Annotated in this window: 23 protein-coding genes; 11 read left to right on the top strand and 12 right to left on the bottom strand. The window is 56.0% G+C overall.

Annotation, left to right across the window (positions count from 1 at the left end):
- Positions 1 to 2: 2 nt before the first annotated feature.
- The 5 genes from phnG to phnC all read right to left on the bottom strand — a co-directional run bounded on the left by phnG (position 3) and on the right by phnC (position 4,122).
- Positions 3 to 452, bottom strand: a complete 450-nt coding sequence (gene phnG, locus RVM26_RS17440) for a phosphonate C-P lyase system protein PhnG (RefSeq protein ID WP_498939891.1) — start codon at positions 450 to 452, stop codon at positions 3 to 5.
- A gap of 41 nt (positions 453 to 493) precedes the next feature.
- Entirely contained in the window at positions 494 to 1,240 is a 747-nt protein-coding gene (gene phnF, locus RVM26_RS17435) for a GntR family transcriptional regulator (protein ID WP_498939889.1), read from the bottom strand.
- 74 nt (positions 1,241 to 1,314) lie between these two features.
- A complete protein-coding gene (phnE, locus tag RVM26_RS17430) occupies positions 1,315 to 2,109 on the bottom strand; it encodes a PhnE/PtxC family ABC transporter permease (protein WP_498939887.1) in 795 nt (264 codons plus the stop codon).
- Positions 2,110 to 2,176: 67 nt separating this feature from the next.
- On the bottom strand, positions 2,177 to 3,196 hold the full coding sequence (gene phnD / locus RVM26_RS17425; RefSeq protein ID WP_498939886.1) for a type 2 periplasmic-binding domain-containing protein: 1,020 nt from the start codon (positions 3,194 to 3,196) through the stop codon (positions 2,177 to 2,179).
- Between the two features lie 62 nt (positions 3,197 to 3,258).
- A complete protein-coding gene (phnC, locus tag RVM26_RS17420; protein WP_498939884.1) occupies positions 3,259 to 4,122 on the bottom strand; it encodes a phosphonate ABC transporter ATP-binding protein in 864 nt (287 codons plus the stop codon).
- Positions 4,123 to 4,315: 193 nt separating this feature from the next.
- Between phnC and tnpA the strand changes: the two genes are divergently transcribed.
- The 5 genes from tnpA to RVM26_RS17395 all read left to right on the top strand — a co-directional run bounded on the left by tnpA (position 4,316) and on the right by RVM26_RS17395 (position 8,078).
- Positions 4,316 to 4,606, top strand: coding sequence for an IS66 family insertion sequence element accessory protein TnpA (gene tnpA, locus RVM26_RS17415; protein ID WP_498938428.1), 291 nt, complete (start codon positions 4,316 to 4,318; stop codon positions 4,604 to 4,606).
- Entirely contained in the window at positions 4,603 to 4,947 is a 345-nt protein-coding gene (gene tnpB / locus RVM26_RS17410; protein WP_498939066.1) for an IS66 family insertion sequence element accessory protein TnpB, read from the top strand. The genes tnpA and tnpB overlap by 4 nt, the downstream gene beginning before the upstream one ends.
- Positions 4,948 to 4,975: 28 nt before the next feature.
- Positions 4,976 to 6,628 carry an IS66 family transposase gene (tnpC, locus tag RVM26_RS17405; RefSeq protein ID WP_498939882.1) on the top strand — a complete coding sequence of 551 codons (1,653 nt, stop codon included), beginning with the start codon at positions 4,976 to 4,978 and terminating at the stop codon, positions 6,626 to 6,628.
- Entirely contained in the window at positions 6,618 to 6,887 is a 270-nt protein-coding gene (locus RVM26_RS17400) for a hypothetical protein (RefSeq protein WP_229772301.1), read from the top strand. The genes tnpC and RVM26_RS17400 overlap by 11 nt, the downstream gene beginning before the upstream one ends.
- 759 nt (positions 6,888 to 7,646) lie before the next feature.
- Positions 7,647 to 8,078, top strand: a complete 432-nt coding sequence (locus RVM26_RS17395) for a GNAT family N-acetyltransferase (protein WP_193461376.1) — start codon at positions 7,647 to 7,649, stop codon at positions 8,076 to 8,078.
- A gap of 95 nt (positions 8,079 to 8,173) precedes the next feature.
- Here the strand turns inward: RVM26_RS17395 and RVM26_RS17390 are convergent, their stop codons facing one another.
- Both RVM26_RS17390 and RVM26_RS17385 read right to left on the bottom strand, forming a co-directional pair.
- On the bottom strand, positions 8,174 to 8,353 hold the full coding sequence (locus RVM26_RS17390; RefSeq protein ID WP_193461377.1) for a hypothetical protein: 180 nt from the start codon (positions 8,351 to 8,353) through the stop codon (positions 8,174 to 8,176).
- Between the two features lie 14 nt (positions 8,354 to 8,367).
- Positions 8,368 to 8,715, bottom strand: a complete 348-nt coding sequence (locus RVM26_RS17385; protein ID WP_498939880.1) for a hypothetical protein — start codon at positions 8,713 to 8,715, stop codon at positions 8,368 to 8,370.
- 100 nt (positions 8,716 to 8,815) lie between these two features.
- Between RVM26_RS17385 and RVM26_RS17380 the strand changes: the two genes are divergently transcribed.
- The 6 genes from RVM26_RS17380 (at position 8,816) to RVM26_RS17355 (ending at position 19,603) form a co-directional block, all read left to right on the top strand.
- Entirely contained in the window at positions 8,816 to 9,853 is a 1,038-nt protein-coding gene (locus RVM26_RS17380) for an IS630 family transposase (protein WP_287804249.1), read from the top strand.
- Positions 9,854 to 10,145: 292 nt separating this feature from the next.
- Entirely contained in the window at positions 10,146 to 13,424 is a 3,279-nt protein-coding gene (locus RVM26_RS17375) for a site-specific DNA-methyltransferase (protein WP_498939879.1), read from the top strand.
- 3 nt (positions 13,425 to 13,427) lie between these two features.
- A complete protein-coding gene (locus tag RVM26_RS17370; RefSeq protein ID WP_498939877.1) occupies positions 13,428 to 15,392 on the top strand; it encodes an RNA/DNA-binding domain-containing protein in 1,965 nt (654 codons plus the stop codon).
- Entirely contained in the window at positions 15,389 to 15,868 is a 480-nt protein-coding gene (locus RVM26_RS17365; protein ID WP_498939875.1) for a hypothetical protein, read from the top strand. Before RVM26_RS17370 ends, RVM26_RS17365 begins: the two co-directional genes overlap by 4 nt.
- 63 nt (positions 15,869 to 15,931) lie before the next feature.
- The gene (locus tag RVM26_RS17360) at positions 15,932 to 17,185 is read left to right on the top strand and encodes an IS256 family transposase (RefSeq protein ID WP_498939527.1); all 1,254 of its coding nucleotides are present in this window, start codon (positions 15,932 to 15,934) and stop codon (positions 17,183 to 17,185) included.
- A gap of 33 nt (positions 17,186 to 17,218) precedes the next feature.
- Positions 17,219 to 19,603, top strand: a complete 2,385-nt coding sequence (locus RVM26_RS17355) for a DEAD/DEAH box helicase (protein WP_498939873.1) — start codon at positions 17,219 to 17,221, stop codon at positions 19,601 to 19,603.
- A gap of 114 nt (positions 19,604 to 19,717) precedes the next feature.
- On the opposite strand, the gene istB is transcribed toward RVM26_RS17355, so the two are convergent.
- The 5 genes from istB to RVM26_RS17330 all read right to left on the bottom strand — a co-directional run bounded on the left by istB (position 19,718) and on the right by RVM26_RS17330 (position 26,458).
- Positions 19,718 to 20,473, bottom strand: a complete 756-nt coding sequence (gene istB / locus RVM26_RS17350) for an IS21-like element helper ATPase IstB (protein WP_427390083.1) — start codon at positions 20,471 to 20,473, stop codon at positions 19,718 to 19,720.
- A gap of 14 nt (positions 20,474 to 20,487) precedes the next feature.
- Complete coding sequence (gene istA, locus RVM26_RS17345) at positions 20,488 to 22,032, bottom strand: IS21 family transposase (RefSeq protein WP_498939609.1); 1,545 nt, start codon at positions 22,030 to 22,032, stop codon at positions 20,488 to 20,490.
- A 191-nt stretch (positions 22,033 to 22,223) separates the two neighbouring features.
- Complete coding sequence (locus tag RVM26_RS17340) at positions 22,224 to 23,627, bottom strand: site-specific integrase (protein ID WP_498939871.1); 1,404 nt, start codon at positions 23,625 to 23,627, stop codon at positions 22,224 to 22,226.
- Positions 23,628 to 23,922: 295 nt separating this feature from the next.
- Positions 23,923 to 25,650, bottom strand: a complete 1,728-nt coding sequence (locus RVM26_RS17335; protein ID WP_498939869.1) for an ExeM/NucH family extracellular endonuclease — start codon at positions 25,648 to 25,650, stop codon at positions 23,923 to 23,925.
- 28 nt (positions 25,651 to 25,678) lie between these two features.
- A complete protein-coding gene (locus tag RVM26_RS17330) occupies positions 25,679 to 26,458 on the bottom strand; it encodes a TSUP family transporter (protein ID WP_498939867.1) in 780 nt (259 codons plus the stop codon).
- Positions 26,459 to 26,501 lie beyond the last annotated feature (43 nt).

Here is a 26,501-nt window from a genome sequence, read left to right as displayed (position 1 = left end):
ATCTACTCCCCTCGCACCATTGTGAAAAAATCGACCCGCGTTGCCGCAGCAAGCTGGGAGCGCTCAGCGCGTTCGTCCGCTAGCGCCTGAGTCAGTGGCTCAATCAGCTCCGCATCGATGCGTCGCGCCCAGTGCGCTTTGTGGGCGCAAGCGTCGATCAAGGCGATTAACTCCGCGTGTTCACGGCTCCGCCCCGCGACCCACCCATGGCCGATGTCGCCACCATCGGGCGCGTTTTCATCGAGCACCACGCTGACACGGGTCAGGGTCATCTCGCCCAGGTTAAAAGCATTGCCCGTCCCGCCTATACGGCCACGCACCATGACCATCCCGGTTTCAGGCCCGCGTACGCAGCGATGAGTCGCCTTGATACCAAGCTTCAGCCAGCCTTCATTGAGGCGCTCTATAGGTGTCAGCGCGAGAATGCGGTGACGCTGTTCAGGAGTCATCATTGTTCCTCGTCGTTGTCAGATCGGTGAAGGCCGACCCTGAGTTAGCGCTCATTAGGAAAATCGAAGTGGTAGGCGACACGGTCGGCCCGGGCGCGACTGACGGAAATTTCCACCAAGCGCCGTGATTCATCGACGTTGTCGCTGGTCAGAATCAATAGCGGCGCAAGCTGAGGGCACTGCAGTAAGCGGCTATCGTCACGATCCGCCTGAACTGCATCCAGGCGCACTGCGGCGCGGGAGAGTCGCAGACCATAGTGCTGGTCAAGCACTGCGCGGGTAGAGCCACCGCGATAACGCTCACACCAGTCGGGCACTCGAGAGGCATCGAACCAATGACGCAAATGAAGCAGCGGCGCACCATCCACAAGCCGCAACGTATCCACGCATAACAGACACTCACCCTCAGCCAGTTCAAAGCGCTGAGCGATAGCTTCTGGCGGATGCAAAAGCCCTTGATCTAAACAGCGTGTTTCGGTGTTAAGCCCTAATTCCGCCAGGTTGTGGGTGACCTTGCTACCGGCGCTCACCATGTAATCCAGCCGTCGATCTACCACTTGTGTGCCCCACCCTTGATGGCGCGTCACCATGCCGGCCGCGACCAGTTCATCCAGCGCACGGCGAACCGTATGGCGATTTACCTCAAAGCGTTTGGCCAATGCCAGTTCGCTTGGTAGTTGGTCACCGGCGCTATGGTCGCTACGAATTTCCTGGGCCAGAATCGTAGCCAATTGGCGATAGCGCGGCTCGCTCGCTTCCTGACGGTGGTGCTGTATCAGTTGTCTAGACATTTATACTCCTGACAAATAGACGCTGGGTTACCCCTCGCACCCCGATAAGGGAGACCATGGCGAGGTTTTCCAACCTAAATGAAGCGCTTCCGTAAACGCTGGGAGGCAACATCAAGCAACGTGACAGCGACGATGATGACCAGCATGATGGTGGCGGTTTCAGCGAACTGAAATCCGCGCATGGTTTCCCACAGCGCTACCCCAATGCCGCCGCCGCCCACCATGCCAAGTACGGTTGCAGAACGAATATTCGACTCGAAGCGGTAAAGGCTGACCGATATCCATAGCGGCAGTACCTGAGGGATCAGTCCAAACGTGATCTCCTCGATACGCCCTGCTCCTGTCACGCGAATCCCTTCCATTGGGCCCGCATCGCTGGCTTCCACTGCTTCTGAAAACAGCTTCGCCAGCACACCCGTTGTGTGTACAAACAGTGCCAGCGTGCCGGCAAAAGGCCCCAGCCCCACAGCCACCACGAACAGCATGGCAAAGACCAGTTCATTGATGGCACGGCACGCGTCCATGAGGCGACGCATCGGTTGGTAAACCCACCAGGGCACCAAGTTTTCGGAAGAGAGCAGGCTGCAGGGCACCGCAACAATGATGGCCAGCAATGTGCCCCAAATAGCGATTTGGATCGTTATCAACATTTGATTGATGTAATGACCCAGATTGCCGAACGCGGGGGGAAAGAAATCCCCAGCCAATGTGGCCATGTTGTCAGCATTCGTCACCAGCAAGCTGGGGCGCATTTCGGCACCCTGCCAGGACCAGGCCAGCACACCCAGTAACACACCCCAGGCGATTAGCGAAAACCAGCTGCGTCGGCGCTGCAGCGGTGCTGTCATTTGAGAAGCGTGAGTATTCATGGTCTCTCCGGGCTGGGGGATCGGCCAGCGATCCCCCGCCGTGGATAATCAATTAGGTGCTTGAGCGTTATTCGGCGTTGGCCACAGAGGGAGCGTCCGATTCAGCCTCTTCCATTTCCTTGAGGCGTTGATTGAGCGCATCCAGCTGTTCATCTAACGCCGCTAGCTGCGCTTCACGATCAGTGTCAGAGAGACTCTGGTCATTGGCGATATCAGCACGCTGACTAAACAACGCAAGTTGACGAACCGGTAAGAGGCTATCGTTGCTGGAAGGAGCAAAATGACTCCACTGCAGTGGGGCTAAAATCTCCTTCTGTTCTTCGCTTTCGCCATAATTGAAGAAGAAGTCGCGCAAGTTCTCTTTGGTCTCCTCGGGCAGGTTGCTGCGCCATACGAGGGGATCAGAAGGGATCAGCGGAGATGTCCACACCACGCGAAGTTGTTCCGCTTTATCAGGTGCGGTGATCTCCAGGCGCGCCATACTCTCGGTATTGAAGGTCGCCACATCGACCTGTCGGTTGGCGACCGAAAGCGCGTTCGTTTCATGGTTGGAGTTCAAGGTGCGCTTAAAGGCAGAAGAAGCATCCACGTCATTCTGGGCAAACACGTAGTAACCGGGCACCAAGTAACCAGACGTTGAATTGGGATCGCCGTTACCAAAGACGAGATCAGATGCGTTAGCCAATACGTCTTCGATGCTGTGCAGGTCGCTATCCTCATGCACAATCATCAAGCTCCAATACCCTGGCTCACCACTCTCAGGGATCGTCTGGGCAAACACCTCGCCACCCGCACGATCGACGGCTTCCATCGCCGATTTGTTGCCGTACCAGGCGAGATCGATCTGATCGAAGCGCATTGCCTGAATCACCGCGGCGTAATCGGTCGCAAAGAAGGGCTCAACTTCTACCCCAAGGCTCTGTGACATATCATCCAGAAACGGCTGCCACATAGGTTGCTGGTTCTGGCTCGATTCGGTAGAAATAATGCCAAACTTGAGCGTTTCGGCGGCGAACAGCTGAGCGCTAGCCACCAGACCAATTCCCGCCATCAGCGGCAGAACCAAACGGCGATATTTAAACGTCATGGGTGTCTCTCCAGAGTAATAGGGTTATCAATGGCAAGTTTCATACGTGATCGGCACAGGTATCAGCCCAGCACCGGCGTTACGACGGTATGTGGCCTTCTATCTCTGCGATCACTGGACAGCGCTTCGCCGTTTGAGGCTTCGCTTGCGCGGAGCTCATCAAGATCGGCATTTTCGTAAAGCGCTTGTAGGCGTTCATCGGTGAGTTCGTTAATGGGGCCATCGAAGTACAAGCGGCCATCCTTGAGCGCAACGGCACGGTGGCAATAGCGACGCGCTACATCGACCTGGTGCAGGGTGACGACGACAGTGCGGCCATCTTCAGCGTGGATGCGGCTGAGAATTTCCATGACCTCGCGGGCACTACGCGGGTCGAGAGAAGCAATGGGTTCATCCGCCAGGATCAGTTCGGCGTCCTGCATGAGTACCCGGGCAATGGCTACCCGCTGCATTTGTCCACCCGAAAGCGTATTGGCGCGCTGGTCAATGAGCTCTTCCAGCCCTACTCGGGCTAAGCAAGCACGCGCACGCTGGCGCTCCTGCTCGGTAAAGCGGCCAAAGAGAGCTCTTAGCCGCGACATGCTACCCAACTGCCCAACCAACACATTGGTCAGTACGCTGAGACGCCCTACCAAATTGAACTGCTGAAAGATATAACCGGTGCGGCAGCGCTCGATGCGAGCGGCTCTGCGCAAATGCCCGCTCGCCTGCACTTCACGACCCATCAGCGACACACGGCCACCCTGATGACGGTTTCCGCAGGTCAGACCGACCAAATGGCGTAGTAACGTGGACTTGCCTGAGCCGGATGGCCCAATCAGCGCAACCATCTCGCCTTTTGCAACGCGAAAGCTGACGTCGTTTAGCACCTGACGGTGTCCAAACGACTTGTTTAAGCCTTCAGCGTTAATAGTAGGAATAGACATGACGCTTCTCCTTTAGGAATAGCGCCATTCTGGTGGAAGCAGATGAACACCAGTTGTCTAGACAATGTCATTTTGATGATAATTTCAGCTCCGTTATAGCCTCCTCTAGTAAGCGTTCATTCCACGACGTTCTGCCGCCTCGCTAAAATTCGCCCTACAGTAACCTCACATTTTCCAACACGAGGTTACCCCCATGAGAAAGCACCGCACACCCGAACAGTGGCAGACCCTGGTTGATCAGCAGCGTGACAGCGGCCTCTCGGCTTCGCAATTTTGCAAACAAGGGAACATTGGTTACGCCAGTTTCTGCAATTGGCGCAAGCGTCTGTCCGATCCGTCGACCAATGATTCGACTGGATCCGGTGAAGCCGGTTTTCTGGATCTCTCGTCGTTGATGGGCAACTCCCCATCCTCCGGCCCAGGCTGGCACATTGTGCTCAGCCTGGGCAACGGCGTTGAACTCCGGCTGAGCCAGCACGGATGATCGGACTCGATAGCCAGGCCCGCATCTGGCTGTGCACCGAGCCCACCGACATGCGCAAATCGTTCCGGGGCCTGAGTGCCCTGGTTCGGAATCAGTTGAAGCACGACCCGCTCAGCGGCCAGTATTTCGTCTTCGTTAATCGGCGCAAGACTCAGATGAAGATGCTGTATTTTACGACCACCGGTTACTGCCTGTGGGCCAAGCGCCTGGAACAAGGGCAGTTCCGGGTGCCGTTATCCGCCTCCGGTCAGCGCCCCCTGACATTGACGGATCTGCAACTGCTGATCGATGGCATCGAGGTGCAGAAATACCGCCAGTTCAAGCGTTTTCGAGGGGTATAGAAGACGGACTTCCGGTATAATATGGGCCATGAATTCAACGGCTTCCGCATCCCAGTCCAACGCACCTTCCTACTCGGCCCTGGCCGAGGAGAATGCCCTGTTGCGGGAGCAGTTGGGCGCTCAGGCCGAAGCCATTCGTCAGTTGACCCATCAACTGGACTGGTTCAAGAAGCAGCTGTTCGGCCCCAAATCCGAGAAGCAGGTGTTTGACCTGCCTGGGCAGGATAGCCTGTTCGCGTCGGATGACGCCCCGGTTCCGGTGCAGCCGCCGAAAAATGAGAAGCGCACGGTTAAAGCCTATCAGCGTGGCACCGCCAAGAAACAGCGGGACGACGACTGCCTGAACGACACCGGCCTGCGCTTTACTGCCGATGTGCCGGTAGAAGTGGTTGAGCACCTGCCACCGGAGCTGACCGGCCTGGAGGCCGATCAGTACGAAGTGATTGGCAGCAAGACTACCTTCCGGCTGGCCCAGCGGGCCTCCAGTTATGTGGTGCTCAAGTGCGAACGCCCGGTGTTCCGGCGTAAGGGCAGCGACAAGCCCATTACCACGCCAGCCCCGTTCAACGTACTGGATAACAGCCTGGCCGATGTCAGCCTGCTGGCCGGGCTGCTGGTCGACAAGTTCCAGTTCCACTTGCCGCTGTATCGTCAGCACCAACGCATCCGGCAAGCCGGCGTCACCGTCAGTCGCAGCACCCTGACCAACCTGGTCAAGCGGGCCATCGACCTGCTGCGACCCATCGTGGATGCCCAGACCGACAACGTGTTGCGCAGCCGGGTGCTGGCGATGGATGAAACGCCCATCAAAGCCGGCCACCAGGGGCGCGCAGGCCCGCAAAAAGGCAAGATGAAAACTGGCTGGTTCTGGCCGCTGTACGGCGATGCCGACGAGGTGGTGTTCACCTACTCGAACAGCCGTGGTCGCGCCCACATTGAACAGGTACTCAGCGAATCGTTCAGCGGCACCCTGATCAGTGACGGCTATGCGGCCTATGCCCGTTATGCCGCGGCCCAGGAGAACGTCACCCATGCCCAATGTTGGGTGCATGGTCGCCGCTATTTTATCGAAGCACAGAAAGATCATCCTGAGACCGTCACCGAGGCCCTGCAACGGATCGCGATGCTGTATCGGAATGAAGAGGCCATCAAAGCTCAGGGGCTAACTGGCGAGAAGAAACGCCAGTACCGGTTGGATCACTCGAAGCCGGTGGTCAGCGACTTCTTCCAGTGGTGCCGGGATCAGTTGGCACAAGGCGGCCTCGTGCCCAGCGACCCACTGACCAAGGCCCTGAACTACGTTCTCAGCCGGGAAGCCAGCCTGACCGTGTTCCTGGAAAACCCGGACGTGCAGCCAGACACCAACCACCTGGAACGGGCTTTGCGGCCCATTCCCATGGGCAAGAAAAACTGGATGTTCTGCTGGACTGAACTGGGCGCGGAACACCTGGGTATCATCCAGAGCCTGATCAGCACCTGCAAGCTGCACGATATTAACCCCTACACTTACCTGGTGGACGTACTGCAACGCATCAGCCAGCACCCGGCCCTTGAAGTCAGCGACCTGACGCCCCGACTCTGGAAAATCCGGTTCGCCGAGAATCCACTACGGGCGCTGATCGATCCACGTCATCCTGATCGCCAGAACCCACAGCCGGAGGCCACCGTTCATGCGCATTGAAGACATGAGCATCGACCAGTTGCTGGAACTGAACCAGTACATCTGCCAGCGCATTGATGAACTGCAAGAACAGGAAACCCTGCAAGCCTTGAGTCGGTTGCGGGTTGGTCTGAAAGTGACCTTCGAAGGTCGAGAAGGACCGGTGCTTGGGATCGTCACCAAGATCAACCGCAAGAGTGTGATCGTGCTGGGGGAGGATGGCAGGAAGCAATACAAGGTCTCGCCGGAGTTATTAAGGCCCCTCCGTGACGTGAAGTAGGTCAACTACGTCTTGGAATGAACGCTTACTTACATGCAGAATTTCTTGGATCATTATGGGTGCCATGCTGAGAAAAAAAGAGGAGCATTATTCATCAACTTCAGACTTCTGTCCTCTACTGGCCACTGTTTTTTCGTAGCCAAAAAGTACACCTTCCCTTAAAGGTGCATTAAGGGAAGGTGTACTTTTTCCAGGCACCAACAACACCAAAAAAAACCAAGCCACTGATTTATTTGAAAAAATACCAAACTAACGAGAAGCGCATCCCTCTTTCCCCAGCGGTAAGGAACAAGCAGTAGAGACCGCCGCTTTAGCGGCGGAGTGTCTGCTGCGCCAGTTCCGGCACCGCAGGGGAAAGAGGGGTGAGGCAAAGAGAAACCAAAGTTGTCAGCCAGCTTGGGGGTGGCCAAAAAAGTACACCTGCCCTTAGAACTCCATAAGGGCAGGTGTACTTTTCCGCAAACACTGCTAACCCTCTACCCACAGAACAGCACTGGCTTCACCTTCCCTGAGCAAGGAGTCGCTTGATACTCTCCACACACAACCAGGGTGGGTGGATGCAGGCAAGGCCAATAACCTGTAGATATCCCCATATCCATTCCTCAGTTGAGGAGGACGAACTGCTAGAACCAAGAGTATAGGGCTGCGTTGCTGGTACTAGATGCCTGGTACGCCTGGTTCATTTCTTTGATATTGCTGCTTGGTTCCACAGCTGGATAGGATATTTCATCCCCCCCCTTTCTGGCTGAGGCCCTCAACATGACGACCCTTCTTGACCGCCGTGAGCTTTCAGACGTAGACGCCTTATGCACTCGCCTCGATAGTTTTTTGATGGCCCGGTTTGGCTATAAAACCTCATGCGCCTTCTGCTCCAGCCTCAACACCAACATCACCGCCAAGCGTAAAAAATTCGACCTTTACATCAGAGTTTTTGAACATGAGGATAAGTTTTGGGGAGGCAGAGCCCTGATCCTTGCCCGTATTGATTTCGATAAAACTCGACAAGGCCATGGCACCGCACTACTGAAACTGCTTGTCGATTTCGCCCAGAAGTATCGCTACGATGTCATTGGGATCGAGCAAGGCAAGACCTCATCGATCCAAGGGTTTGCAAATAGGCATGGTTTCCAAACGGTGGATGATGGGAGCAATTTTACCGCGAGCGTTTCAAACCTAGCGGCTGAGCTCTGAGGTCAGCCATTTTGTCATCGTTACAGTGACGACCTGTCACCTTGACGATGACAATACAATTTCCTCGCCAGGTGCTGCCGTTATATATGGCAGTGCTACTCAAATCCTCGCACCACCCAACGCAACACCCAGCCTAAACCAATGGCTAGCATCCCTAGAAAAAGCAATCCTTCGCTTCCAGCAAATAGGCCCATGAGGCCTATGACCAGACCAACGACTAACCACAACCGAATCCATCCTTTTTTTTCAACTAGGTCTTTTAACTGGTCAAGCATGCTCGTAGCTTCCCTTATTGGCACATCGTGTAAGTGCCGACGCGGTTACAGATGACCGGCCGGTTCTGGTTGATCTGATTGATCTGGTTCTGGAGAGCCTGGCGGTTCTGATCGACTTGGGCGTTGTGCATGTCGATTTGTTGTTTTCGTCCTGCTATGGACGAAGCCAGACTGTTACAGTGTCCCCTATGAACACGAGGCGTATCACGATAAACCGCATTAATGAGGGCATTCATGCGCCCCACATTGTAGCTATAGTCCGTAAACGCCCCATTGGCGTACCTTTCTCCTAATGCACTGATTTCGGGGGAAAGATGGCCTTGCTCAATACACCGCTGGAGCTTTACCCAGGATTCGGCCATAGGCCGATAGCTTGTTTCTGGTAGTTCAGGAGCCTGTCGCGGACTACTAGCACACCCTGTTATTAACCCGGCATCCAAATAGCTATGCTATAATGCCGGCATGAACAGAGAAGATGCTCGCACACTCCATCCCGCCGCTCAGGAAGAAAAGCGAAAACTTGCGGTTCGCCTTTCCAAGCGTGGGATGAAGAACAAAGAGATCGCCAAGGAGGTTGGCGTTCACCCCCTCACCGTCGGCCGGTGGCTTACGAAATACCGTGAAGGCGGTCTAAAGGCCTTGCTCGCCCAGGTTCGTGGGCGAAGAGAGGGCTCTGGCCGCCAGCTCACCCCTGATGAAGAAAGTCGACTCCAGGCCATGTTGGTCGACAAGACACCTGACCAGTTGAAGCTTCAGTATGCCCTGTGGACACGCAAGGCCGTACAGGAGTTGATCAAGCTGGAAACCGGGAAGTGGGTGCCAATTCGCACCATTGGCGAATATCTGAAACGCTGGGGGTTCACTGTTCAGAAGCCCAAGAAGCAGGCCTATGAGCAGCGTCCAGCCGAAGTAAAGCGCTGGCTGGAGGAGGACTACCCAACCATTCATGCCCGAGCCAAGGCCGAAGATGCCGAGATTTACTGGGGCGATGAGACCGGGTTGCGTAGCGATAGCCAGCATGTGCGTGGCTACTCACCTCAAGGCGTCACCCCCATCCTCCGGCTCAATGCGAGAAGAGCGACGATCAATCTCATTTCCGCCGTCACTAACCAGGGCAAGGTACGGTTCCGGTTTTTCGACGGCACCATGAATGCGCAAATTCTGATCGACTTCATGAAGCGCTTGATTCGTGATGCCAAGCGGAAGGTCTTCCTGATCCTGGACAACCTCAAGGTCCATCACGCCAAGATCGTCAAGGCCTGGCTGGCGGAGCATCGGGATGAGATTGAAGTGTTCTACCTTCCACCCTACTCGCCGGAATTGAACCCCGATGAGTATCTGAACTGCGACCTCAAAGCCGGCGTGCATAGCGGTACTCCGGCGCGCAGCAGAGACCAGCTGAAGAGGAAGGCGATGTCTCACCTTCGGAAGCTTCAGAAGCTCCCGAGGCGAGTCGCGAAATACTTCAAAGCCCCGTCAATTCGATACGCCGCATCATAGCTATTTTATTGCCGGGTTAATAATACCACCATCCCCAACAGCACGATCCACCGTCCCATAGTATTCTCCTTAAGAGGGTGAGAAATCATATTCTCATAATCTAATTTAACCTAGAAAAATTTCGTAGCATTGGACTAATTGCCAGGTACAGGTTGGTGCTCATGACAGTCCCAAAACAGTGGGTTGGGTACCGAAGCCATCGTTGCATTGAGCCGTCGCCTTCTCATTTCCTGGTGGGTCAGGCACTATTTCGCCCTAATGACACCTTCAGATGTATGACAGGGATGCCCCCATGAGCCTGACCGATACCCAACTGCGTGAGTTAATTCTTTCAAGCGTTCCACAGGACGGCTCTACCGTAGGTAACGTCAAGTTACTGGGCTTGATTACTCATCAAGACAGCAGCATCGATAGAAGCGCCTTTGAGCGTGTACGCGACGCCCTGGTGGAGGAAGGCGCGCTGGGTAAAGGACGTGGTCGAGGGGGATCAGTTTTCTTGGTTCAATCATCAGAGGCTGCCAACAAAGAACCCGACCTCACCCTGCAAATGCAGGAGGTGCCTGCTGAACCGCCACTGGCATCAGCACCCACCAGGAAAGCTCCTACCAGCAAAGCCCGTCAGAAGAAGGCCGACCAAGCTCAGGTGCTTTCCTACCGCCACGATGAAAAGCGCAAGAACAACCCGCACGTGGGTATGGTGGATACCGCCAGCGATGGTGTGGAAGAACGAACCACTTGGGCGTATGACCCCCACTTAGACCCTGAGCTACAGTTTGACTCCTCCGCTAGCCGTGCCCAGGTAGAAACGCTGATTGATGATGCTTTAGCGTCTGGTGATCAAGAGCAGATGCGGGCAGCGTTAGAAGAGCTAAAGCGCTTGCAGTCGCCGTACCTTCAGTGGGCAGGCAAAGCTGAACGAACCAGTTTTGACGTGGATACGGTTTCTCTGCACGTGCACGAGCGGATCGACCCAGCGACTATTTTAGGTGAAGTTCAAAAGCGTATGAAAGCCAGCCAGAAAAGCGGCAGTGCCTTTCAGCCGGATATTTTCCATGCGCCGTTTGAAAACCTGCCCCTGCGTGAAGCTATCGACTTCTATAAGCATGAACGTGACTGGGCCAACCGCCTAATCGCGGGTGACTCCCTACTGGTCATGAACTCCATGCTGCAGAAAGAAGGCATGGCGGGGCAGGTTCAGATGATCTACATCGACCCACCCTATGGCATCAAATACGGCTCCAACTTTCAGCCGTTCACCCACAAGCGGGATGTGAAGGATCGTAAGGATGAGGACCTGACCCAAGAGCCGGAGATGATCAAAGCGTTCCGGGATACCTGGGAGCTGGGCATTCACTCCTACCTCACCTACCTGCGTGATCGGTTGTTATTGGCTAGGGAGCTGCTGAGTGACAGTGGTTCAGTGTTTGTGCAGATCTCAGATGAGAATATCCACAGAGTTAGAAGCTTATTAGATGAAGTTTTCGGAGACGACAATTTCGTATCTTTAATTCATTACCAGACTGCCGGATCTTTCACTAGCGATACGCTTAGCCGAGCTGGTGACTTCGTTATTTGGTATGGAAAAAGTAGAAAATCTTTGAAATATCGTCCTCTTTTCAATCGAAAAGCCACGCAAGAAGATGATCCATCCTCGAAATACGATCAGGCTGAGAGTTTTTTTGGGAAGAGAACACCACAATCCAAGGCATTGCCTACAGAGATAAATAAGGTATTCAGGTTTGATACGATTGTGTCATCTGGTTTCCGTGAAAAAACAACGAAACCAATAATATACAAAGGATCTTTTTTTCACCCAGGGCAAAGCAATAACTGGAAGGCATCGGTTCCGAATGGAATGAATCGGCTTATTAAAGCCTCAAGGACAGGACAAACGTCAAATGGAAGCTTGAGCTACGTTCGTTATTTTGATGATTTCCCATTGGTACGCCTCACTTCTATGTGGACAGATATTGGAGGAGGCGTACAAAGCCGCTCAGATCCAAAAGTTTACGTTGTTCAAACTGGGGCGGCTATTATCGAGCGCTGCCTTTTAATGACGACCGACCCAGGGGATCTTGTTCTCGACCCCACATGCGGCTCTGGCACCACCGCCTATGTGGCCGAGAAATGGGGCAGGCGTTGGGTTACCTGTGACACCTCCCGTGTGGCTGTAACCCTAGCCAAGCAGCGCCTGATGACCGCCAGCTACGACTACTTTGAACTCAAGTATCCGCAGGAAGGGTTGAGCGGTGGTTTTATCTACAAGACCGTGCCGCATATCACCCTCAAATCGATTGCCAATAACCCTGAGATCGATCAGATCTATGAGCAGCACCACCCGACCATTGAGCAAGCCTTGGCCGAGTTGAACAGCAAACTCAAAGGTGAGCCGCTGACTTATAAGGTTTCTGAGGGTGGCCGCAAGGGTGATAAGGTTGATTTCTCTGCATCCGACAGCAAAACCGTGACGTTACCTTCTGGGGAAACGGTACTGGTTAACGCACTGCTGGAATGGGAAGTGCCTTTCGACTTTCCTACCGACTGGCCAGCTAAAGCAGAAGCTAGCTTTGATGCTTTCCACACGGCACGCCAAGCCATGCAGCGAAAAATGGATGAAAGTATCGCTAACCACGCTGGCCAGGAAACCCTCTACGATCAACCCGAAGCCAGCAAAGATAAGCTGCGCATTACCGGCCCCTTCACCGTCGAAGCCGTGCCTTTTGCTACCGTGCTTGGTTTAGATGAGGCGGAACAACCCAAAGAGGCCGATGTAGCTGTTGCCCGTTCTGGTGCGACCTCACGCCATGCCCAGTGGCGGGATGAGCTGTTAAAGGCGGGTATACGCGGTAAAGGCGGCCAATTACTCAAGCTGATGGATTTGGAAACCCTGCCAGATGCCAAATACTTGCATGCGGTAGGCACTGTGGCCGATACCGGTGAGCGAGTTGCCGTTAGCTTTGGGCCTGAATATGCCGCACTGGAGCAGCGTCAGGTAGAGATCGCCAAGAATGAAGCGGGTGACCTTTTCCCTACTCCTAAGCTGCTGGTGTTCTGTGCTTTCACCTTCGACCCTGAGGCCGCTAAAGATATCGACAGTATCCGAGGCATTCAGGCCTTGCGGGTACAGATGAACACTGACTTGCTGACCGAAGATTTGAAGAAAAATAGCCGCAGCAACCAGTCTTTCTGGCTCATGGGTCAACCGGATGTAGAAGTTCATCAGCTAGAAGGTGGCAAGTTACAGGTAGAAGTACATGGCTTCGATTACTTTGATACCAAAACCGGTGAGCTGAAGTCCGGTGGCAAGCGTGACATTGCAGTTTGGGAGCTGGATACCGACTACGACGACCGCTCGCTTTACCCTCGCCAAGTCTTCTTCCCCATGGCCGGCAAGAAAGACGGCTGGTACAAGCTGAAGAAAGACATTCGTGCTGAGCTCAATGAGTCGCTGCTCGACCAGTACCACGGCACGAAATCGCTGCCTTTTGAGCCAGGCGATAACCAGTGTATTGCGGTGAAGATTGTTGATAACCGAGGCATTGAATCGCTCAAAGTCGTTCGGTTGGACTGAGCCATGACCCAGCAACTTAGCTTATTCGAGGTATTGTCTCGCCATGAAGGGGTCGATACCGAGTACAAAGCAGCCAAAGGCGGCCTGCCCAAGAGCCTATGGGAAACCTATAGCGCTTTTGCTAACACCGCAGGCGGCACAATCTACCTCGGCGTCAAGGAAGGTGATGATGGCCCTGTTACCGCTCGGCTGAGCGAAACGGACGTAGAGAAGTTACGGGGCGACTTCTGGGTGACGATTAACAATGCCCAGAAAGTCAGTGCCAATATTCTTCAGGAGCATCACGTCAATGTCGAAACGTACGGCGGTGATGCCATTCTGGTGATTGAAGTCCCACGTGCATCCAGAAGCGAACGCCCCGTTTATATTGGGGTAGATCCCATCAAAGGAACCTTTCGGCGTAACCACGAAGGTGATTTCCGCTGCAACGATGCGGAAGTGCAGCGAATGTTTGCGGATCGTCTCGACCATGAGCCTGCGGATAGTCGTATTCTGGCTCACTTCGATTTAGACGACTTGGATGCTGCCTCGCTTAAACAGTTTCGTAACCGTGTGGCCTCACGCGCACCTGATCACCCTTGGCTCACAGAAGATGATATCGGCCTGCTCACTAAGCTAGGTGGTTGGCGTAAGGATCGTCGTACAGGTAGTACTGGCTTAACGGTAGCTGGGCTGTTGATGTTCGGCAAAACGGAAGCCATTCAAGACAACGAGGTACTCCCCGGCTTTCAGCTCGACTTTCGTGAGCGGTTAGCAGACGACGACAACATTCGCTGGAGTGACCGGTTGCATATCGATGGCACCTGGGAAGCTAATCTTTTTCAGTTTTATCAGCGCGTCTCACAAAAGCTGACCCATGATCCGGCACTGAAAGTGCCTTTCAATCAAGAACGACGTGGGTCTAGTGATGCCCATGAAGCTCTGAAAGAAGCCTTGGTGAATGCGTTGATTCATGCTGATCACTCTGGCCAGGGTGGCATCATCATTGAGCGCTTCAAGGATGCGTTTGAGTTTTCGAACCCTGGTACGTTGCTGCTCTCGCAAGAACAGTTGGTCGCCGGAGGTGTGAGCGAGTGCCGAAACAAGTCGCTACAGAAGATGTTCCAATGGCTAGGCGTAGGCGATAAAGCTGGTTCAGGATTGGATAAAATTCGCCGTAGCTGGCACGCCAATCTTTGGCAGCCACCTAGCTTGAGCGAGACGTTTCGCCCGGATCGCGTCAAGCTATCACTCCCGCTCATCAGCATGATGCCTGAAGATGTGCTCGATCGGCTTCACCAGTTGTTTGGCCCTGAGTTCAAGGCTCTTTCTCGTGATGAAGCTCAAGCCATCGTCATCGCTTCTACAGAAAACCAGGTCACCAACCAGCGCCTACAAGCAATGCTGACCCTGCATCGTGTCGACATTACAGGGATGTTGGCTGGGCTCGTTGATAAGGGTTTTTTAGAGCCTCACGGCCGCAGCCGTGGCATGTACTACACCTTGGCAGAACCCAACCACACACACTCCGCAGGCATTGGCGCCGTTACTGCTGCGAACGACGATTCCAGCAGCTCCCTAGCATCCGAACCTAGCTCCCTAGAATCCGAAGCCAGCTCCCTAGTATCTGAATCTAGCTCCCTATTATCCGGGGATAGCTCCCTAGCCTCTGGTAACGATGATCAGCCGTTTGCTGAGCTGGAGAGCCAGTTCGGTAGGGATGTCGCTGACTACCTTTGGCAGGTTGCAAGCCCCGCCCGGGGTAGAAAACCGCCAACAGAGACGGTGAAACACATATTGCTAACCCTTTGCCAAGGCCGCTACCTCAGCGTATACGAACTTGCTACGCTGATGCAGCGTAACAGTGAAAGTTTACGCCACAGCTATCTGAAGCCTATGGTTCTCAATCGACAGTTAGCGCTGCAGTATCCCGACACGCCTAACCATAGCCAGCAAAAATATACCGCGGTAGAAGGAACCACCGAATGAGCCATTCATCGCTGATCATCAACTCGCCTTATGATGTCCCAACGGCTTACTGGGAGCGAGATGGTAAGAAGCTGAATTTACAACAAGGTCGTCGTCCTGCCGCTTACGATATTTTTGATACTCGCAGCAATACAACGCGTTCAGAACCCCTGGAACAGGTAAACCGCATTCGAGAACGTGTTGATGAGTGGCGAGAAGCGGGCTACCCGGGGGTCACCTCGGTAACTCGACAACTGTTAGAGCATTGGCATGAGCGTGGTGAATGGGATGAGGATGGCTGCCGATGGGAAGGTGGCCCACGCCAGTACCCCTTCTATTTTTGCCAACTTGAAGCTATCGAAACACTGATTTGGTGGTTAGAGGCTCAAGAACAGTATCGCCAAGGTATTTACCTGCATGGTGATGGCGGGCCTTGGGAACGCATCTGTAACAAGATGGCCGAGTTAAGCTCAAGTCTGGTGTATGGGAGGAGATAGGAAGGGTGGCGTATCCTGTTGATTGATCACGACCAAGATCTCAACCAACAGAGTGGATACGCCATGACCGATTCTACCCTCCGGGCTCTTTCACAACCAGAACCCCAGGTCGCTGACCCGCTGCACGAGCTGCTGCGCCAAGGCGCCCGTGACTTGATTGCCAAGGCTGTCGAGGCCGAACTGGCTACCTTCTTGGCGCAGTATGCCGATCATCGGCTCGACGATGGCCGCCAGGCCGTGGTCCGCAACGGGTACCTGCCCGAGCGTACGGTCCAGACTGGCATCGGGGATGTCAGCGTGCAGGTGCCCAAGGTGCGAGACCGCAGCGGTGGAGGCGCTCGCTTTAATAGCAGCCTGCTGCCCCCCTACCTGAAGCGGGCCCGCAGCATCGAGGAGCTGATCCCCTGGCTCTACCTGAAGGGAATCTCCACCGGCGACTACCAGGAAGCCCTGGCGGCGCTGCTGGGCGACCAGGCCAAGGGGCTGTCAGCCAACACGGTGTCGCGGCTCAAGAAGCAGTGGGAAGACGAGCATGCCGAGTGGCGGCAGCGAGACCTGGTCGACCAGCGCTACGTCTACTGGTGGGCCGACGGAATCTACAGCAACGTGCGCATGGATGACCGCCTGTGCCTGTTGGTGATCATCGGCGTCACCGAGCAGGGTCGCAAGGAACTGGTCGTCGTCGAAGATGGCCAGCGTGAGTCAGAAGCCAGCTGGAAAGAGCTGCTCACGGGGCTGCGTGGGCGCGGGCTGACCACCGCCCCCAAGCTCGCGGTCGGCGACGGCGCCATGGGCTTCTGGGCGGCCTTGAGCAAGGTTTACCCAGAGACCGACCATCAGCGCTGCTGGGTACATAAGACTGCCAACATACTGAATAAGCTGCCAAAATCGGTGCAGCTCAAGGTCAAGGCCGACCTTCACGAGATCTGGATGGCCGAGACCCGCGATGAGGCACACAAGGCCTTCGATCGCACCGTGAAACGCTTCGAGGCCAAGTACCCCAGAGCCATGGAGTGCCTGGCCAAGGATCGGGAGGAGTTGCTGGCGTTCTACGACTACCCGGCAGAGCACTGGGTGCATATCCGCACCACCAACCCGATCGAGTCGACCTTCGCCACGGTCCGCCTGAGGACCAAGCGGAGCCGGAACTGCGGCTCCCGAGCGACGACCCTGGCGATGGTCTTCAAGCTGCTCCAGAGCGCCGAGAAGCGCTGGAAGCGCATCAAGGGGTTCAGCAAGCTGGAACTGGTCGTGAACAACGTCCGGTTTCAGGATGGAGAGCAGGTAACCGATCAGTCAGACAGGACTGTCGCCTGACCGCCATCCACCAGATTTGACTATAACTCCAAGATGGCCACGGGGTCGGGTAAGACATCTGTCATGTCGTTGATCATTACTTGGCAGACGCTTAACGCCATTCAGTACCCTAAAGACCGGCGCTACTCCAAGGCTGTGTTTATTGTTGCCCCTGGGCTCACAGTGAAGAGCCGCTTGCAGGTGTTACAACCAGGGCACCTGCAAAACGTGTACGATGAGTTCAACCTTTGCCCAAACGAAGCCATGCGGCAGCAGCTGAACCAGGTACAACTGGTTATCGAAAACTGGCATGCCTTGATGCCATTAAAAGAGCAGGACCGTTCTGTGGTGCGTAAAGGCAAAGAGAGTGACGAAGCCTTTACCCGCAGAGTACTTGGTAAGCTAGCGAATGAGCGGGATCTAATCGTCATCAACGACGAGGCCCACCACGCTTACCGAAAGCCAGCCGAAGCTAAAATCAGCAAGAAGCAAGCGGAGGAAATGGGTATAGACTTGGATGAGGCCACTCGCTGGATAGAGGGACTGGATCGAATTCATAAAACACGACGTATCCGCCGCTGTTTTGACCTCTCTGCGACACCTTTTGCTCCTACTGGGAAGAGCAATACGGAATCAGGTCTCTTCGAGTGGATCATCTCGGACTTTGGCCTAAACGATGCTATTGAGGCGGGGCTGGTGAAAACACCTCGTGTCGTCGTTCGTGATGATGCACTGCCTAACGCCAAGACCTATGCCAGTAAGCTCTATCATCTCTACCGTGAAGGGGAGGTGAAAGAAGACCTTAATCGCAAGGCCGAAGCCACTGCCCCCTTGCCTGATTTGGTTCAAAAAGCTTATGCACTGCTTTCTTATGATTGGCAAGAGACCAAGCAGCAATGGCAAACCGCTGGGCATACTATTCCCCCCGTCATGCTGACCGTATGTAACCGTACCGAGACAGCAGCTCGCATCGAACGCTTCTTCAATAGCGGTGATTGCTTGATCTCAGGAACCCAAGCACCTGAGGCCACGCTTCGGGTAGATTCCAAGGTGCTGGAAAAGGCGGAGAAAGGCGAAAGCATCACAAAAGATAAACAGTACGCAGAACGCCTGAAAGCGGTGATCAAGGCATCGGGCTTGCCCGAGGATAAACAAGCAGACCTGTTGGCGATGAAGCAGGAGGAACAACTGCGTGCACTTGTGGATACGGTGGGCAAGCGAGGCAAACCAGGCCAACAGCTCCAGAATGTCATTTCTGTGGCGATGCTCTCAGAAGGTTGGGATGCCGCCAACGTGACTCATATTATGGGCCTGCGGGCCTTCACAAGTCAGTTGTTATGCGAGCAAGTCATTGGGCGCGGCCTGCGTCGTGTGTCTCATGATATGACGGCTGAGAAAAGATTTGTTCCTGAGTACGTCAACGTCTTTGGTGTTCCGCTCTCTATCTTCCAGGATGATAGCGGTGGCGGTGAACCACCCCCTCCACCCAAGCCCAGTGTTCGTGTAGAGGTCGAAACAGGACGCAATCATCTAGAACTGCGTTGGCCCAATGTGGAACGTATCGATAACGTTCTGAAACCCGAGTTAGTCATCAACTGGGAGGAAGTGCCCTCTCTTAAGCTTGACCCGGGGCAAACACCGCTGAACGCAGATATCGCTCCCTCCTTAACAGGGTCTCCGAACCTGGAGATGGTGACAGAGATTGCCTTGGAAAAAGCGGTTCAAGACTTCCGACTACAGAATTTGATTTTTAGGGCTGCGAAGAAGCTCTACCAGCAGAATGCAGAATCATTTGGTGGCGACAAGCAGTACCTCGCCGTGCAGCTTATTCGGATTGTTGAGCAATTTTTGAACAGTGACAAAATCGATATTCCTAGCCTATGGCACCAGGATCCTATCAGGCGACGCCTGCTCTTTGCCCTCAACATGGATACAGTCGTCGGCCATGTTGGCCACTATGTCACTGAGCAAAATGTTGAAAAACAAGAGCTGATTTACGACGAACATCAGCCTATTGGTTCAACTGCCTATATGCGCCCTTGGCTAACCACAAAGCCTTGTTCGCCCACGCAGCGCTCCCAAATTAGCCATGTGGTATACGACAGTACGTGGGAAAAAATGGTGGCGGATATCTGTGAAAAACATCCAGATATTACTGCCTGGGCTAAAAATGATCACCTCGACTTCAAGCTTCGCTACCTATGGCGTGGATCATCTCGAAATTTCGTGCCTGACTATTTGATACGCTTCAGCAACGGCAAGACTCTGGTGCTTGAGGTCAAAGGTCAGGACAGCTCGCAAAACGCTGCGAAGCGAGCTGCCATGAATAACTGGATAACCGCCGTCAACACTCAAGGAGGCTTTGGCCACTGGGCATTCAGCACTGTTTATGATCCATCGAAAACCCGCGATGTTATCGAGCAAGCGTTGTCTGGTTAGTAGCACTTGGCCGCTCACGGGTGCGTATTCCGGCGAACGTGACCGGTCATTCCGGTGATCGTGACCGATTTGCACACGGCCTTCACGCTGGAGAGAGTTTTGTACGCTGAGCGGTCACGATGGGTCAACCGATTCCGTTTTTTGTGCGTTGGTTTTTCTCAGTGATTCCCCTTTCAGATTGAGTCGGTGAGCGCCGTGCAGGAGCCGATCCATGATGGCGTCTGCCAGCGTGGCGGAGCCGATGTAGTCATGCCAGTGCTCCGTGGGTAACTGGCTGGCGATGAGGGTGGAGCCCCGCCCGTGTCGGTCTTCGATTACTTCCATCAGGTCCTGCCGCTGCTGCGCCGTGATCTTCTGCATGCCCCAGTCATCCAGGATCAGCAGGTTGGTCTTCAGCAACTGGTTCATCAGCCGACCGTAGCTACCATCACCGTGCGCGATGCGCACCTGCTCGAACAGGCGCGGCACTCGCAGGTAGCGCACCGAGAGGCCTTGCCGGCAGGCCTGATTGCCCAGGGCACAGGCCAGCCAGGTCTTGCCGCAACCGGTAGGCCCGGTGATGCACAGGTTCAGGGACTGGCGGATCCAGTCGCTGCTCGCCAGGCCCGCCATACGCGAGCGTTCCAGTCCCCGGGGATGACGGTAATCGATGTCTTCGATGCACGCCGGCACGCGCAGGCGGGCGGCCTTGAGCAGCCGGTCCAGCCGACGGTTTTCCCGGTGCAGCACCTCCCGATCCACTAACAGGGCCAGGCGTTCCTCGAACGCCAGGTCGTGGGTTTCGGGTTGGGCGCGTTGTTGTTCCAGGGCATCGCCCATGCCCGTCAGCTTGAGGTGGCGCAAGGTATCGAGGGTGTTGTGCGTTAGCATACGTTTCTCCGGGATCAGTGGTAGTAGTGGGGGCCGCGAACGTTGGTGTGAACCGGCAGCTCGGTCAGTTCCGGTGGCTCCTCGACCAACGGCAGCGGTAACTGATCCAGCCCCTGCTTCAGGATCGAGGTGATGCTCTGGTAACTGGCGGAGTGGATGGCCAGCGCCCGGGCACAGGCCTGCTCCAGGCGATCACGACTGTAGCGCCGACTAAGGTTCAGAAGTCCCAGGCAGGCGCGGTAACCATGTTCCGGATGAGGCCGATCCTTGAGCTGCTTCTGCACCACGCCCAGCGTGCCGGGGCCGATGTCATTGGCCCAGTTCAGGAACCGTCCCGGTGACCAGTTCTGATGGGCCTGGTGCGATTTAGGCATGTGTTCAGTCAGGGTGGCGAAGCGGCCCTTACCATGACGAGGATGTAGCGCCACTCGCTGCCCTTTGTGCATGACCTCCACGGAGGTGTCGGTCACCCGAACGTCCAGCTTCACCCCCACCAGGGCGTGGGGCACGCTGTATAGCCGCTTCTCGATCTCGATGTGATAGTCGATACCCGGCCGTGCCTTACGCCACTCGGCGTAGGTGTAGGGCGTGGCGGGGAGTGGTCGTAGTGCCGGTCGGTCGAGGGCATCGAACAGGCTTTGACGACTCTCTGTCCGTCCTTGGAACGGGCGCTGGTTCAGCGCTGGTAACAACGCGGCGATGGCGGCGTTCAACTCGGCCAGAGAGAAGAACGTCTGGTGCCGTAACCGGGCCAGGATCCAGCGCTCGACCAACAGCACGGCGGCTTCAGCCTTTGCCTTGTCCTTGGGCTTGTAGGGACGCGCGGGCAGCACCGCCGTCTGATAGTGAGCAGCCAGTTCAGCGTAGGTCTCGTTGATCTTCGGGGTGTAACGGTCCGCCTTGGTGACCGCTGCCTTGAGGTTGTCCGGAACCAGCAGTGCCGGCACCCCGCCGAAGAACGTCAGCATCCGTTGGTGGGAGGCGATCCAGTCCGGCAGGCTCTGGCTCCCGGTGGCCTCGGCGAAGGTGTAGCTGGAGGCGCCAAGCACGGCGACAAAGACCTGGGCCTGACGCATCTCTCCGGTGCTCCGGTCCACCACCGACACGGTCGGTCCGCAGTAATCGATAAAGACCTTCTCGCCGGCCCGGTGGACCTGGCGCATGCTGCGCCGTTGCCGCCCCCGCCAGAGCCGGTAGTGGTGGCAGAATTGGCTGTAGCGGTAGGCCTTGTCGCCGTGGCGTTCCGTGTACTCGGCCCAGAGCAATTGCAAGGTAACGCCCTTGGTCTTGAGTTCCTGGTGGACCTGGAAGTAATCCGGCTCGGCAAAGCGTGAGGGCGGTGCCTTGACGGGGAACAGCCGTACTTCCAGCCAGGCCTCATCAGCATCCTCGGGCAACGGCCAAGTGATGCCCTTCGCCTGGGCCTGGCTGACGTACTTGCCGACCACGCCTTTGGAGAGACCACAGGCGCGGGCAATGCGGTCGTGGCTCAGGCCTACTTCGTGCTTGAGGCGCAAGACCTCGATGATCTGTCGCATGGAAATCCTCGCAGCCGGCATCCGCACTTCCTCGTGATGAAAAAGAAGGGTATGCCGAATAAAGTTAAAGAATTCCAGCGTGTTGGATGTGATTCCGGGGGAACGTGACCGATGATTCCGGCAACGTGACCGGCGATTCCGGAAAATTGCCCAAAATCGGTCACGATAAAACGGAATGCGCGGTCACCATCATCCAGAACAGACGGTCACGTTCAAACGGAATGGGCGGTCACGATAGGGCGGAATACGCAACGGGGTAGCCTATGCGTCAGGTGTTCCTGTGAGTTGGCCAGAGAGGCAGCAAATGCTTCCACAATGTCGCGGGTATGGTCGGGCCTCAGGTGGGCATAGTGCTGAATCGTCGTCTGGATATCACTGTGAGCCATCAACTTAGAGACCGCTAGCAGGTCGGCTCCAGCCATGACCAACTGCGATGCAAAATTATGGCGTAGGGTATAGAGCACTAAGTCGTCAGGTAACTTGGCGAACGCTCTGACCTTCGCCCATGGCTTTTGCATCGCGGTTCTATCAAAACGCTTTCCTGTTAAGGGGTTAGGAAATACCAGTCCTGTTTTAGGCTTTCCTTGCTGATTGTGCCAAGTCGTCAACACCTCAACGACTGAGCTCGATAGTGGGAAAGTTTGTGGTTCAGGGTGGTGGTGTGCTGTCTTCTCGATGGTCTTTCGGACAGTTTTGAAGGGTAAATTGACGTGCTCCCAGCAGAGCCCAGCTATGTCCCCTGGACGAAAGCCTGTGTAGTACATGAATAGAATCCACGGCTTCACGTGATCGACGTATGCCAGCTGATCCAGGTCTGGAAGAAAGGCCTTACCGTGCGCTCGACTATTACGTCGCTGCTTCCGCCTTTCCTCTTGATACAGCTCCAAGCCTAGAAAAAGTGCCTGTACTTCTTCTGGCTCAAGGTACCGCCGCTCATTACCCACCGATGCTAGCTCCTCTTCTGTCATAGCCGGTTTCTGGAGCTTGATACCCTTGAGTGGATTGGTAGAGATGACTTTTCGCTCAGCGGCATGAGCGAGCAAGGTGTGTAACGCCCCGAAGTCACGCTTCATAGTAGAGAAGGCGCGTGGCTTGTTAGCTGCTTTGCTATTGGGCCTAGAAGGTTTCATGGCCTCTTGTGCTGCCTGCCAACGCTCAACATCCGCACGTGTAATACTAGCCATAGGCCTATCAAGCCAGTCCGCAAAGGCTTTATGAAGCCTGCTCAAGGTAGCTTGGCCACCCTTCTTTCGGCTTTGATAAGCTTTGTAGGGGCCATCCAAATAAGAACGAATCGTTTGCTGTGCTTGAAGTTGGTGATCGAATTTAGCCTGCTCAGCAACGGCACGGGGATCTTTACCCTGAGCAATGTCAGCCAATGCCTCCTTTGCCAACTGGCGGGCTTCTTCCGCGGTAATCTCACCATAGCGGCCAAGCGTCAGCACACGACGTTGACCGAGCGTGTTGTAGTAAGACAGTCGACAGGCAAGACCACGCTTACCTGAGCGGATGTGGTAACCACCTAAGGCTGTGTCCCACACCTCGAGGCCATCAGGCAACGTTTTGGTCAAGCGATCCAATGTACGGGTCGTCAGGCTAGCGGTTGTTTTAGCCATTAAGGTCACCTTTTTCTAGGTTCCAAATAGGTTCCAGAGGTTGGAAATTACCCATATGGCTCAGCAAAAAGATGACAAGGCAAAACAGGAGTAACTCTTTGAAATAAATGAACTAACCTCGCAATCCAAAGAGATAGCTTATTACCCAATCAACTCCCTAAATCCCCTTCGGGAGGCAGAGGTCGTAGGTTCGAATCCTGCTATTCCGACCAAGAATTCAACGAAAACGGCCACTTAGCTCTTAGAGCAAGTGGCCGTTTTTGTTTTTGCGCCCCTCATCAGCGCCCGCCACGTTTCATGGCCATACCAGGTCCACCGCGATGGGGTCATGGTCTGACGAGCGAAACGGGCTGGGCGGGGTGTCGTCCGGCTGTTGGTCGTAGCTCAAAAAGCGCGGCTCATCGGCGTTGATGGGCCAGGTATGCACCTGCTGCACGGCCTCGGCCAGTTCAGCGCTGGCCAGGGCGTGGTCAAGATACCCGGACTCACCGCGAAACACGTAGGTGTAACGGCGCTCGGCGGGGAGATGACGCGCGATCAGGTCGGTCATGCCTGCATGTACCAAAGTGCGGATCGGGTCTTCGGCACCGTAGGCATTGAGGTCCCCCAGTAGCAGCAAACGCTCATGGCCCGCTTCCTCGCGCAAGGTGTCCAGAAAACGCTGGGTGGCCTGCGCCTGGGCAACACGCCGCTCGTTCCAGCAGCCTTGGCCACGGTCGATATCCCCCTGCGCAGGGCAGCCGGATTTGGCCTTGAAGTGCGCGGTCACCACCCCTACCTCTGGCCCTCCTCGCACACTGCGGAAGAAGCCGGCCAGCGGCGGTCGGTCGTGGGCATCGTCACGGTCGATATGCAGGGCTCCCAGGGCCTCCACGCGGTCCGGCCGATAGAGCAACGCCACCCGAATGGCGTCCGTGCCATGACGCTCGGGCTCGCCCACCGGCTGGTAGCGAATCCCCGTGCGCTGGTGCAACTGCTCGCCCAGATCGATCAACGCGTCGGGGCGGTTCTCTATTTCGATCAGCGCCAGAATATCCGCCTCCAGCCCCGCGATGGCCGCTGCCAGCTTGCCGCGCTGGCGCTCCAGCGCGGGCGCATTGGCGGCACCACGCTCCCCCGGGGTGATGAAGTAGTTCTCGACGTTGAAGGTAGCCACCCGCAGGGCATCACCCGGTGCTTCCAGCGGGCCGGGGCGGGGGTTGCTGTCGGTGAACGTGACCGCTTGCGTGGGGTGCAGACGGTAGCCGCCAAAGGCGTGGGTGAGCACCCCGGTCAGCCCGTCAAGGGTGCTGCCTACGCGGCGCGTCCCCTGCTCGTTCAGATAGGGCACGGGGTCGGGGTTCGTGCGGTAGCTGCCATCGTCCAGCAGCAGTGGCGCAGGCGAAGGAGCTGCCTGAGCGGCACTATGGGTCGGGCGAAAGCGCCGCTCGCTGGCCAGCGCCAGCGAGCCGTAACGGCCCAGATCATGGTTATCGGTGACCGTCAGCGGCTCAGGGAAAGTGACCAATAGCGCCTCCATGGCGTCCAGCGAGGCCGCGTCCTGGGGCCAGGATAACGCAATGGGTTCGGGCAGCTCGCCTGCGCTGTCACAGGTCACCAGCTGAGTGACGCGCTGCAGCTGAGGGGTGCCGCGAAAGCTTCCTGTACGCGCCTGTAGCTGAAGATGCTGGCCCGCCACTACCTGCGCGGCCTTGTGCTCGGCCAGCTCCGGCGCATACACGAATATGCCTACTGGGCCCTGCTCGGTGGTTTGCTGCAGGTAGAACCCGCTGAGGCGCTCGCGTCCCAGAAACTCCCCGGTCACGACGCCATCGATGGTCACGCGCTGGCCTTCGGCGAGGGCGGCCTGCTCGCCAATGCCTTTGATGTGCGCCAGGTCCGTGGAGGACTCCGCAGGGCAGCTGGCCATGGCAGGCAGCGCCAGCGGCAGCACGAGCCAAACGAAGCCTTGGGTCGCTCGCCGAAGGGACCTGTGCAGCCGACCTGCACGTTGCAGGCTGGCCAGCGCGTCGATGAATCTCATGCGACCACCGCTCCTCTTGAAAGGTTATTCAGCCTGGCATGCTCAGCAAGCCCACCACGCTGACCAGAATCAGCACCGCCCCCAGCACCCGAAAGAACAGCCCGGTATCGGCATGGAGCAGGTAACGGTGCGCCTTTTCGCCCAGCAGGTGGCCAATGAAAGCGCACGGCAACAGCCATAGCTGATGTACCAGCTGCAGGTCGACCCCCGCCACCACGAACGACACCATCTTGATGACCACGAGGATGAACCACAGCACGAACATGGTATCGCGCAGCTGCTCCTTGGCCACATGGGCGGCAAACACCGCCACGATCAGCGGCGCGCCAATCAGCGAGGTGCCGCTGACATAGCCGCCCAGCCCCAGCAGCAGGTAATCCACATAGCGGTGCTTGCTTTGGAACGGTTTGTTCAAGACATAGCCAATGGCGTAGATGATTACGATGCCGAAGATGACGCTGGTCATGACATGGTTGGGCAGGGTCAGCAGGCCCACCACCCCGACCAGCTTGGGGATGATCATGATCTTCAGCGCCTTGACCAGATACCCCCAGTCGATATTGCTTTGCACCGCGGCCCCATGGCCCGCCTGCCGCACCTGCCGGTGCCCGTTCCAGGCAATCCAGCTGGAGAAGATCAGCAGATGAATGGCAATGATGGGCAGAAAGACCAGCGGCTCGTTGCTGACCAGCAGCAAGAACGGCAGCGCCAGCACGGCGCCGCCAAAGCCCAAACTGGTGCGCACGAAGCCACTCCAGGCAAAGATCAGCCCAATGAGCACGTACTGGTACCAGAGTAGATCGGCCATGGTGCAATGCGGTCCTTGTGGTTATGGGTTAGGGGATGTAACT

The sequence above is a fragment of the Halomonas sp. KM072 genome (assembly GCF_050710315.1).
GTDB classification, from domain to species: Bacteria; Pseudomonadota; Gammaproteobacteria; order Pseudomonadales; family Halomonadaceae; genus Vreelandella; species Vreelandella hamiltonii.
Note: the sequence above shows the minus strand (reverse complement) of the source record. Positions and strands in the feature narration are given on the sequence as shown.

Excerpts from the sequence above, each read along its gene's own strand:
- phnG (WP_498939891.1), bottom strand. The coding sequence starts at position 452 with ATGATGACTCCTGAACAGCGTCACCGCATTCTCGCGCTGACACCTATA.
- phnF (WP_498939889.1), bottom strand. The coding sequence starts at position 1,240 with ATGTCTAGACAACTGATACAGCACCACCGTCAGGAAGCGAGCGAGCCG.
- phnE (WP_498939887.1), bottom strand. The coding sequence starts at position 2,109 with ATGAATACTCACGCTTCTCAAATGACAGCACCGCTGCAGCGCCGACGC.
- phnD (WP_498939886.1), bottom strand. The coding sequence starts at position 3,196 with ATGACGTTTAAATATCGCCGTTTGGTTCTGCCGCTGATGGCGGGAATT.
- phnC (WP_498939884.1), bottom strand. The coding sequence starts at position 4,122 with ATGTCTATTCCTACTATTAACGCTGAAGGCTTAAACAAGTCGTTTGGA.
- tnpA (WP_498938428.1), top strand. The coding sequence starts at position 4,316 with ATGAGAAAGCACCGCACACCCGAACAGTGGCAGACCCTGGTTGATCAG.
- tnpB (WP_498939066.1), top strand. The coding sequence starts at position 4,603 with ATGATCGGACTCGATAGCCAGGCCCGCATCTGGCTGTGCACCGAGCCC.
- tnpC (WP_498939882.1), top strand. The coding sequence starts at position 4,976 with ATGAATTCAACGGCTTCCGCATCCCAGTCCAACGCACCTTCCTACTCG.
- RVM26_RS17400 (WP_229772301.1), top strand. The coding sequence starts at position 6,618 with ATGCGCATTGAAGACATGAGCATCGACCAGTTGCTGGAACTGAACCAG.
- RVM26_RS17395 (WP_193461376.1), top strand. The coding sequence starts at position 7,647 with ATGACGACCCTTCTTGACCGCCGTGAGCTTTCAGACGTAGACGCCTTA.
- RVM26_RS17390 (WP_193461377.1), bottom strand. The coding sequence starts at position 8,353 with ATGCTTGACCAGTTAAAAGACCTAGTTGAAAAAAAAGGATGGATTCGG.
- RVM26_RS17385 (WP_498939880.1), bottom strand. The coding sequence starts at position 8,715 with ATGGCCGAATCCTGGGTAAAGCTCCAGCGGTGTATTGAGCAAGGCCAT.
- RVM26_RS17380 (WP_287804249.1), top strand. The coding sequence starts at position 8,816 with ATGAACAGAGAAGATGCTCGCACACTCCATCCCGCCGCTCAGGAAGAA.
- RVM26_RS17375 (WP_498939879.1), top strand. The coding sequence starts at position 10,146 with ATGAGCCTGACCGATACCCAACTGCGTGAGTTAATTCTTTCAAGCGTT.
- RVM26_RS17370 (WP_498939877.1), top strand. The coding sequence starts at position 13,428 with ATGACCCAGCAACTTAGCTTATTCGAGGTATTGTCTCGCCATGAAGGG.
- RVM26_RS17365 (WP_498939875.1), top strand. The coding sequence starts at position 15,389 with ATGAGCCATTCATCGCTGATCATCAACTCGCCTTATGATGTCCCAACG.
- RVM26_RS17360 (WP_498939527.1), top strand. The coding sequence starts at position 15,932 with ATGACCGATTCTACCCTCCGGGCTCTTTCACAACCAGAACCCCAGGTC.
- RVM26_RS17355 (WP_498939873.1), top strand. The coding sequence starts at position 17,219 with ATGGCCACGGGGTCGGGTAAGACATCTGTCATGTCGTTGATCATTACT.
- istB (WP_427390083.1), bottom strand. The coding sequence starts at position 20,473 with ATGCTAACGCACAACACCCTCGATACCTTGCGCCACCTCAAGCTGACG.
- istA (WP_498939609.1), bottom strand. The coding sequence starts at position 22,032 with ATGCCGGCTGCGAGGATTTCCATGCGACAGATCATCGAGGTCTTGCGC.
- RVM26_RS17340 (WP_498939871.1), bottom strand. The coding sequence starts at position 23,627 with ATGGCTAAAACAACCGCTAGCCTGACGACCCGTACATTGGATCGCTTG.
- RVM26_RS17335 (WP_498939869.1), bottom strand. The coding sequence starts at position 25,650 with ATGAGATTCATCGACGCGCTGGCCAGCCTGCAACGTGCAGGTCGGCTG.
- RVM26_RS17330 (WP_498939867.1), bottom strand. The coding sequence starts at position 26,458 with ATGGCCGATCTACTCTGGTACCAGTACGTGCTCATTGGGCTGATCTTT.